The 8,656-nt window shown below is 73.9% G+C and carries 10 protein-coding genes; 5 read left to right on the plus strand and 5 right to left on the minus strand.

Annotation, left to right across the window (positions count from 1 at the left end):
- The 5 genes from AC1MIR_RS19910 to AC1MIR_RS19930 all read right to left on the minus strand — a co-directional run.
- Positions 1-768 (minus strand): NAD(P)/FAD-dependent oxidoreductase (locus tag AC1MIR_RS19910; protein ID WP_480029928.1); only part of this gene is annotated, 768 nt, incomplete at its 3' end.
- A gap of 16 nt (positions 769-784) precedes the next feature.
- Positions 785-2,035 (minus strand): NAD(P)-binding domain-containing protein, encoded by a 1,251-nt coding sequence (locus tag AC1MIR_RS19915; protein ID WP_480029929.1) that lies wholly within the window; start codon positions 2,033-2,035, stop codon positions 785-787.
- A gap of 133 nt (positions 2,036-2,168) precedes the next feature.
- On the minus strand, positions 2,169-2,777 hold the full coding sequence (locus tag AC1MIR_RS19920) for an OsmC family protein (protein ID WP_480029930.1): 609 nt from the start codon (positions 2,775-2,777) through the stop codon (positions 2,169-2,171).
- A 175-nt stretch (positions 2,778-2,952) separates the two neighbouring features.
- Entirely contained in the window at positions 2,953-3,492 is a 540-nt protein-coding gene (locus AC1MIR_RS19925; RefSeq protein ID WP_480029931.1) for a hypothetical protein, read from the minus strand.
- Between the two features lie 7 nt (positions 3,493-3,499).
- On the minus strand, positions 3,500-4,849 hold the full coding sequence (locus tag AC1MIR_RS19930) for an eCIS core domain-containing protein (RefSeq protein ID WP_480029932.1): 1,350 nt from the start codon (positions 4,847-4,849) through the stop codon (positions 3,500-3,502).
- A 226-nt stretch (positions 4,850-5,075) separates the two neighbouring features.
- Between AC1MIR_RS19930 and AC1MIR_RS19935 the strand changes: the two genes are divergently transcribed.
- The 5 genes from AC1MIR_RS19935 (at position 5,076) to AC1MIR_RS19955 (ending at position 8,584) form a co-directional block, all read left to right on the plus strand.
- Complete coding sequence (locus AC1MIR_RS19935; RefSeq protein WP_480029933.1) at positions 5,076-5,714, plus strand: RNA polymerase sigma factor; 639 nt, start codon at positions 5,076-5,078, stop codon at positions 5,712-5,714.
- A 7-nt stretch (positions 5,715-5,721) separates the two neighbouring features.
- Positions 5,722-6,381, plus strand: a complete 660-nt coding sequence (locus AC1MIR_RS19940) for an NrsF family protein (protein ID WP_480029934.1) — start codon at positions 5,722-5,724, stop codon at positions 6,379-6,381.
- An 8-nt stretch (positions 6,382-6,389) separates the two neighbouring features.
- Positions 6,390-7,010 (plus strand): glutathione S-transferase family protein, encoded by a 621-nt coding sequence (locus AC1MIR_RS19945; protein ID WP_480029935.1) that lies wholly within the window; start codon positions 6,390-6,392, stop codon positions 7,008-7,010.
- A 79-nt stretch (positions 7,011-7,089) separates the two neighbouring features.
- Positions 7,090-7,968, plus strand: coding sequence for a LysR family transcriptional regulator (locus AC1MIR_RS19950; RefSeq protein WP_480029936.1), 879 nt, complete (start codon positions 7,090-7,092; stop codon positions 7,966-7,968).
- 259 nt (positions 7,969-8,227) lie between these two features.
- Positions 8,228-8,584: a hypothetical protein gene (locus AC1MIR_RS19955; protein ID WP_480029937.1), complete on the plus strand. Its 357-nt coding sequence runs from the start codon at positions 8,228-8,230 to the stop codon at positions 8,582-8,584.
- The last annotated feature ends 72 nt before the right edge of the window (positions 8,585-8,656 follow it).

Below are 8,656 nucleotides of genomic sequence, written 5' to 3' on the forward strand. Positions count from 1 at the left end.
GGGGCCCCCGCCCCCCCCCCCCCCCCCCCCGCCCCCGCCGCGCCCGGCCCCGGCCGCCCGGCGCCCCCGCGCGCGCCAGGTCGCGGGCGGCACGGCGGCGAAGACGCAATGCAGCCCGGCATTGGTCGGGATGGCGCCGGCGCTGGCGCCCGGCACGTAGTGCCAGTGGTAGCCCTCGGTGCCGATGCCGGACCAGTAGCCGAAGACGGTCGCGGTGGCATGCCGCGCCTCCCGCAGCATCGGCGCGGCGACGAGCCGCGCGACGGCGGAGCCGACGCCGTCCGCCCCGATCACCAGGTCGGCCGCGATCTCCCGTCGCCTTCCCTCCGCGTCGAGTGAGACCACGCCGGCGACACGGCCGCCGCGTTGGTCGAGGGCGAAGACGATCTCGCCATGTCGGATCTCGACGCCGGCCTCGACCGCTGCATCCACCAGCGCCGCGTCCAGCACCGACCGCCGCGGCGCGTAGAGCGCGTCCACGCCGTCGCCGGCGCGCAGGTCGATCGCGACCTCCTCGGCGCCGTAGTGGAAGCTGGTGCGGCGCACCGCGGGCGTTCCGGCGGCCAGGATGTGCGGCAGCACGCCCCAGCGCGCCAATTGCAGCACGCCGCCGCGCATCAGCGCATGGGTGGACAGCGTCTCGGTGCCGTAGGCGCCGCGGTCCAGCGCCAGCACGCGCATGCCCTTGCGGGCCATGAGCATGGCCGTGGCGGCGCCGGCGCAGCGCGCGCCGACAACGATCGCGTCATAGCGTGATGTCGCGGACATCGCCTGTCTCCTTTGGTCAGGCCGCGGCGCGGCCGATGTTGCGGACGCTGCGCTCGGCCAGATGCCCGGCCGCCTCCAGGGCGATCGCCGCGGCATCGGCGCCGACGCCACCGATGAAGTTGGAGCTGCGCCGGCGCAGGAAGCGCAGGCCGAGCAGGTAGAGGCCGGGTGTCGGCGTGACGCCGCCGCGATGGCGGATCTCGCCGGCCGCATCGAGCAGGCCGGGGATGCGCAGCCAGGCATTGTCGCGGCGATAGCCGGTGGCCCAGACGATGCCGCCGATGCCCTCCGCCTTCAGGTCGAGCCGCTCCGGCCCCGGCCCGAACCCGGTGAGCGGCGCCGGCCAGTCCTCGCGCGGCGCGCCAAGCGCGTCGGCCACGGGGTCGATGCGCGCGAGCAGGCTGTGCAGCGGCTTCTGGGCGCCCGCGACATTCTCCATCAGGTCGTCGCAGAACTGCGCGAGCCGCCCCGAGGCGCCGCGCATGCGGCCGACGACGCGCACGCCCATCGCGCGCAGCGTGCCGAGATCAATGTCGCGCGGCGGCGTGCCGCCGACGAGTTGCAGAGAAGGCTGCGCCCGCGCCCGCGCCAGATCCGCCTGGTCCTCGGCGCGGTCCTCCGGCACGCCGGCGCGGTGCATCCACCACCAGATGTCGCGGCCGCGATAGCGCCGCGGCAGCCGGGTGTGCCGCCCGGCCGAGAGGATCACCTTGCGCCCGGCCGCGGCGAGTTCCTCGGCGATCTGCAGCGCCGAGGCGCCGGCGCCCACCACCAGCACGCCGCCTTCGGGAAGCGAGGCCGGGTTGCGGTAGCGCGACGGCGTGAGCTGGTGGACATGCACGGGAAGGCTCGCGGCGAAGCGCGGCACCGCCGGCAGCCCGCAATGGCCGGTGGCCACCACCACCGCACGCGCGCGCCAGGTGCCGCGGCTGGTCTCCAGCAGATACTGGCCGCCGAAGCTGCGCAGCGCGCGCACCTCGGTCTCCGTCTCCACCGGCGCGCGCGCCGCATAGGCCTCGAGGAAGCCGATCACCTCCGGCATGGTCATGAAGCCGTCCGGATCGGGGCCGGCATAGGCTTGGCCCGGCAGGCCGTTCATCCAGTTGGGCGTGAGCAGCCGGAGGCTGTCCCAGCGCTCGCTGCGCCAGCGTTCCGCGACGCGGCCGCGCTCCAGCACGACATGCGCGATGCCGAGGCGGGTGAATTCATGGCTGATGGCGAGGCCGGCCTGGCCCGCGCCGATGACGACGGCGTCGGTGCTGCGCATGGCGCGATGTCCTTGCAGGGGGAAGGGTGCGGGGCCGGCCGGCGGCCCGCCGGGGGGGGGGCGGGGGGGGGGGGGGGGGGGCGCGGGGGGGCGCGCCGCCGGGGCCGCCCGGGGGGCCGGGGCGGGCGGCGGGTCAGGCCTTGGCCGAGACGGTGACCGGCAGGCCGTTGGTCAGCATGTCGAAGACCGCGGAGCGCGCGACGGACTGGCGCACGATCTCCTGCAGCTTCTCCGGCGACGCGTCGCCGGCGATGTCGAAGCTGATGCGGATCGCCTCGAAGCCGTTGCGCACCTCGTCCGACAGGCCGAGGATGCCGCGCAGGTCGATGTCGCCCTCGACCTTCGCCTCCGCCCTGGTCAGCGTCACGCCACGCGCGGCGGCGATGTTCGCGATGCCGGCGGTGAGGCAGCCGGCGAGCGCGTGCAGCAGCCACTCCACCGGCGTCGGCCCGGCATCCTCGCCGCAAAGGACCGCGGGGTGGTCGCTGTCGGCCGTCATCGGCGCCTTGTGCAGGTGCTCTCCACCGGCGCCCGAGAAGCCTGCCATCGAGCTCTGCATATGGGTGCCGGACTTCCAGGCGCTGTTCGCGCGGAACTGGAACTTCGCGAGCTCGGGCTGGCCCTTCACCACGTTGATCGTGGCGAACAGCGCGGGCGTGTTCACGCCGTGGCGCGGCGGCGGGGGGGCCTTCGCTGCGGCGGGGGCGGCGGCGGGGGCGGCGGTTTCGGCGGTGGCGGACATGGAGCGTCTCCTCGCGGGTTGCAGGTCCCGCCCCGCCGGCTCGTCCGGTGCCGCGCACCGGCCCCTGGGCGGGACGTGGCGGCATCCTGGCGAGACAGGGCCGCGCTCGCTTGGAGGCGGCCTTGAGGAGTTCTGGAGAAAGCCTGGATTCGGCGCCCGACCGGACGCCGCGGGCTCACGGCGCCGCGAGCAACCGGGCGATCGCCGCGGCGCGCGCCGCCGGCGGCGCCGCAGCGTCGAAGGGCAGGCCGCGCAGCCGCGCGATCACGGAGGCGGCGAAATCCTTGATCCGCCAATGCGCGGCGTTGCCGATCGTGGCGTCCTCGCTGCCGCCGTAGCGCACCGCCCGCTCGTCGCCGAGCAGCGGGCGCAAGGCCGGGATCGCGGCCTCGCCCAGCGAAAGCAGGTTGCGCGCAGCCGGGGTGTCCAGGTCGCCCGGCAGGCCCCAGACATTGCCGACACGCGCGCCCGCCAGCGCCCCCGCATAGGCCTCCGCCAGCAGCGGCGCCGGCGCGTTCGGCAGGGCGCCGCCCTGCGCGGCGGTGACCTCGGCGGCAAGGAAGCGGGCTTCCGGCGGGGCGGCGGGGTCGGCCACGAGAGCTGCCAGCGCCGCCGGCGCGCCCGGCTCCCGCCACAGATCGGGTGCTTCCGGCGGCATGCGCAGGAAGAGCCCCTGGTAGCCGAGGCCGGTCAGCCGTGCCGCCAGGTCGCCCATGGTGTCGTCACGCGACCCGCGTGTCGCCGCTGGGCATCGGGAAGTCGCCCATGCGGGACGTCAGTTCCCGCCGCAGCGCCGCTTCCTCGAAATCGAGCGTTTCGGTCGTACGCGGCTCGCCGAAGCCGATCGCGGCGATCATGTTGCCGACGACCGCTTCCCGCCGTTCCTGCTCGATCTGCCGCAGGCGCGTCATGATCTCGGTCGTCGTCATGTCGCGCGGCAGCTTGCCGCCCGCACTGCCCGCCGCCACCGGAAGCTCCAGCGTGCTCGCGCCGGTCGAGGTGGGGTTCTCGTTCCACAGGTCGGAAGCGATGCGGAAGCTCGCGCTCGGCACGCCGACGCTGATCACGGATAGTGGCAGGAGCGTCGCGTTGTTGGATGCGTCCGACTGCCAGCCCCAGCGCACCGATCCATAGAAGGTGCCGGCCTGCGTGCCCTCCACCGCGAGCGCGGTCGTCTCGAAGATCTGGCTGGCGTTGGAGCCGTGGCCGGGCAGCGCCGGCCCGTCATAGAGCGTCGCATCCTGATGCGCGACGAAGCCGAGGTCGATGCCGAAGAGCGAGGGGCGGAAGTGCCAGCCCCATTGCGCGTTGCTCGCCGCGGTGGAGTCGCCGAGCGTCGGATTGGCGTTCGTCGGGTCGTCCATGCCGTAGACGGGGTTGCGGCGGGACGCCATGCGATCGATGTGCAGTCCCTCATCGGTCTCGCCCGCCGGGATCGACCGCGCCCCCGCGGTCGCGTTGATCGCGGTCGGGCTGCCATTGTCGCGCGAGGTCACCGCCTGCACCAGGCCGATCTTCGTCGCGTCCACCGGATCCTTCGGCGTGAACCGCAGCCGGTTGATCTCGCAGCCTTCGTGGTTGCCCGCGGCGTCGAAGGTCAGCGTGTAGCTGTCCGTGTCCCAGGTGCCGCCCAGCGTCTCGACCGCGCGCTGCACGCCGAGCGGCGCGGCGCCGAGCCCGAGGGCGGGCGAGCCGCCGGCCTGCTGGGCGACATGCGCCAGCTCATGCGCCAGCAGATGCCGCCCGGCCTCGGTTTCCGGCGCATAGCGGCCGGGCGCGAAGGCGATGTCGCTGCCCAGCGCATAGGCCGAGGCGCCCATCGCCCGCGCGGTGGCGCCCGCCAGCGGGCCGGTATGCACCCGGACCCCGCCAAAATCCCGGCCCAGCCGGCGCTCGAAATAGCTCCGCGTCGGCGTCGGCAGCGGCTGGCCGGGGCTGCCGAGCGCGCCGGCGACCAGGCGCGGACCCGCGCCCACCGGCTGCAGCCCGGCCTGGTCCGGCTCGGGCCCGGCCAGAGCCTGCTCGGCGGCGCGATGGGCCAGGTGCTCATGCGTGTCGTGGCGTGAGCGCACGGGCACGCTCCGCCGATGGGCGGGCGCCGGGCCGGCAGGTCGCGGGACGGGAGGCGCGAACATCCACAAACACTACGCCCGAGCCGGGCAGCGGGGCCAGGAAAAGCAGCGGATGGCATGCCCCTGCTCACGCAGGCGTAACTTCGCGACCCGTCGGCGCGAAGCGCTCCCCAAGACCCGCGCATGTGACGTCTCGCGCGGATGCCGGGGATCGGGGTAGTCTGCGATGCCACATGCCGTATTGTTTTCTCCTGCGGCCGGCTTCCTGCTCGTGAGAGGGGAGCGGCCTTCCGACGCGGCCCTCGACCGCGATGCGCGCGATGCGCGCTGGTCGGAGCTGATGGCGGCTGCCCAGGCGGGGAATGGGCGCGCCTATGACATGCTGCTGCGCGAATGCCTGCCCCTGCTGCGGGCCATCTGCCGCGCCCGGCTGCGCGATGCCGCCGATGTGGAGGACGCGGTGCAGGACGCGCTGCTGACGCTCCATCGGGTGCGCCACACCTACGACCCGGCGCGCCCCTTCCGCCCCTGGCTGGCCGCGATCGCCGAGCGCCGTGCGCTGGACCGCGGCCGGAAACGCGGCCGCTCGGCCGGCCGGGAGGTGGAGATGGAGGCGGCCGGCGAGGTCGCCGCCCCGGGCCGCGATGCCGAGGCCGAGCTCGCCGTCCGGATGGAGGCGGCGCGGCTGCGCGACGCGGTGGCGGACCTGCCCGCCGCGCAGCGCACCGCGCTCGGCCTGACCAAGATCGAGGACCTGTCCCTGGCCGAGGCCAGCGGGCGGTCCGGCATGAGCGTCGGCGCCCTGAAGGTCGCGACGCACCGCGCGCTCCGCTCGCTCCGGCGGCGGTTCGGCGTGGAGGAATGAGCCGGCCATGCGTAGCGAAGACCTGATCGAGCAGCTCTCCACCGGCCTAAAGCCGGTCAAGCGCGTGTGGAACCCCGCCGTCGCGGCGATCGTGTGGCTCGGCATCGTCGTGGCCGTGATCGGCGCCGCCGTCGCCATCTTCGGCTTCCGCCACGACCTGGCCGAGCGCCTCGCCTCCGGCTTCGATACGCCGCAGCTGATCAGCGCGGCCGCGACCGGCATCCTGGCGGGCTTCGCCGCCTTCCAGCTCGCACTGCCCGATCGCGACCGGCGCTGGGCGCTGCTGCCGGTGCCGGCCGCCATCGCCTGGCTCGCCACGATGGGCTGGGGCTGTCTGGCCGACCTGTTCCGCGCCGGGCCGGAGGCGCTGACGCTCACCACCAGCTTCCCCTGCCTCGGCTTCATCGTCGGCTTCGGCGTGCCGCTGACCATCGGCATGGCCTGGCTCACGCGTCATGCGGCGCTGATCAGGCCGGTGCCGGTGGCCACCCTCGGCGGACTGTCCGCGGCCGCGCTCGCCAGCGTCGGGCTCAGCCTGGTGCATCACCTGCAGGCGGCGGCGATGGTGCTGGCCTGGCACGGCATGGCGATCGTCGTGACGACGCTGATCGCTTCCGTGATCGGCCCGCGCCTGATGCGCGCGGGGCTTTCGGCGAGCGCCGCCTGAGCGCCCGGATGCGCCGCTTCTACGGCTGGGCGACGCCCAATTCGCAGCGCGTCTCGATCCTGCTCGAGGAGCTCGGGCTGGAATACGCGGTGACGCCGGTGAACATCCGCGCGCGCGCGCAGTTCGCGCCGGAGATCCTGGCGCTCAATCCCTATGGCAAGATCCCGATTCTGGTGGAGGCTGGCGCGCCGCCGCTGTTCGAGAGCGGGGCGATCCTGCTGCACCTGGCCGAGACGCATGGCCGCTTCCTGCCCGCTTCTGGCGCGCCGCGCGCTGTCGCGCTCGCCTGGCTGATGGTGGTGCTGACCTCGCTCGGCCCCTTCACCGGCCAGGCGCATCACTGGACGGAGCTCGCGGCGGAAAAGCCGGAGGCCGCGCGGCGGCACACCGTCGCCCTGGTGGCGCGCGCCTATGGCGTGCTGGAGGGGCGGCTCGGCGCATCGCCCTTCCTGGCGGGCGACGACTATGGCCTGGCCGACATCGCCGCCTTTCCCTGGATCGCGCGGCATGGCTGGGCGGAGCAGCGGCTGGAGGATTTTCCCGCGCTCGCCCGCTGGTTCGCGCAAGTGGGCGCACGGGCCGCCGTGCAGCGCGGCATGCAGGTGCCCGCCGGCGCCCGGCTCGACTGACGGCGAAACCTTCGCAGCGGGTGCCGCGAAGCATTCCGGCAAGGGCGGCGCGAAGGCGCATGCCGCCAGGATGGATGCGATGGACCTGCGCGAGATCGACTATTTCCTGTGCGTCGTGCGCACCATGAACTTCACCCGCGCGGCGGAGGCCTGCGGCGTGACGCAGCCGACGCTGACGCGCGCGATCCAGCGGCTGGAGCGCGAGTTCGGCGGCCCGCTGCTGGCGCGCGAGCGCGGCAACACGCATCTGACCGCGCTCGGCCGCCTGGTGCATCCGCAGCTCGAGGAGATCGTCGCGCGCAGCCACGCGCTCCGCCAGCAGGTGTCGCTGCACAGCCGCCTGGAAGGGTCGGACCTGCGGCTCGGCGTGATGTGCTCGATCGGGCCGGCGCGGTTCGGCGGCTTCCTCAGCCGCTTCCGCGCGCGGCGCCCGGGCATCGCCATCACGCTGTCCGACGCCACGCCGGGCCAGCTCTGCGAGCGGCTGCTGCGCGGCGAGCTCGATGCCGCCATCACCTCCCTGCCCGAAGGCCCGGGCGAGCGGCTGCGCGCCGATTCGCTCTACACGGAGAATTTCCGCGTCGCCTGCGCGCCCGGCCATCCCTTCGCGGCACGGCCTGCGATCCGCATGCGCGACATGGACGGGCAGGTCTATCTCTCGCGCATCAACTGCGAGCACCGGGAGGTGCTGGGCGATGCGCTGCGGGCGGTCGGCGCGAAGCTCGTGCATGGCTGCCGCAGCGAGCGGGAGGACTGGATCCAGAGCCTGGTCGCGGCGGGCATGGGCGTGTGCTTCCTGCCCGAGTTCAGTGCGGCGCAGCCGGGTCTCGTGCTGCGCGCGATCGAGGATTCGCCGCCGGCGCGCAGCGTCTGCCTCGTCACCGTCGCGGGGCGGCGCTGGTCGGCCTCCCTCGGCTGCTTCGTCGAGGCGGTCCGGCGGGAGCGCTGGCAGGCCTGACCCGCACGGCGATGCCGGCGTTGCATCGAAACCATGCGCGCGTCGTCGTGGCGGCCTGCCGCTCCGCTTCCGATACTCGCCCTCGTGGCCACGACGCCCGCGGCTCGCCCGCGCGCGGCACGGACATGGCACAGGCGCAGAAGAGCCATAATAAAAAATACCGCTCGAATTTGCGCGATTGCCGTAACTTGCAACTTGTGCAGGCGAATTACAGTCACGGCCAGCTCATCCTGGCATGGTCGTAGGAAGGGAGCTTGATATGTCGAATTCGTTCCGGAAGATGTCCATCCTTGCGGCTGTCGCCGGGGCGGCGCTGGCGGTTGCCGCCGGCCCCGCTGCCGCGCAGTCCTATCCGCGCGTGGTCGGCACGGGCGAGAACATGACGGTGGACTACGGCCCGATGGCGCAGGGCAACCTCGTCGGCGGCGGCCGCGTGATGGTGACGGAGCCGACCGGCATGGGGGACGTCCGGGTGATGCACCTCGATTCCGTCTTCGCTCAGCAGCCGCGAGAGGGCTTCGTCCCCGTCGTGATCGGCATGGGCCAGAACATGACGACCATCTACGTGCCGCAGGCGATGGCGGAGCGTATGGCACGCGCCGGCACGGGCCGCTGAACCGGACGGCGGGGCCGGCCCGGCCGGTCCCGCCATCCCCGCCGGCATGGGGGGCCGCCCGGGCGCGGGCCC

The organism is Falsiroseomonas sp. RANM36 (assembly GCF_056682175.1).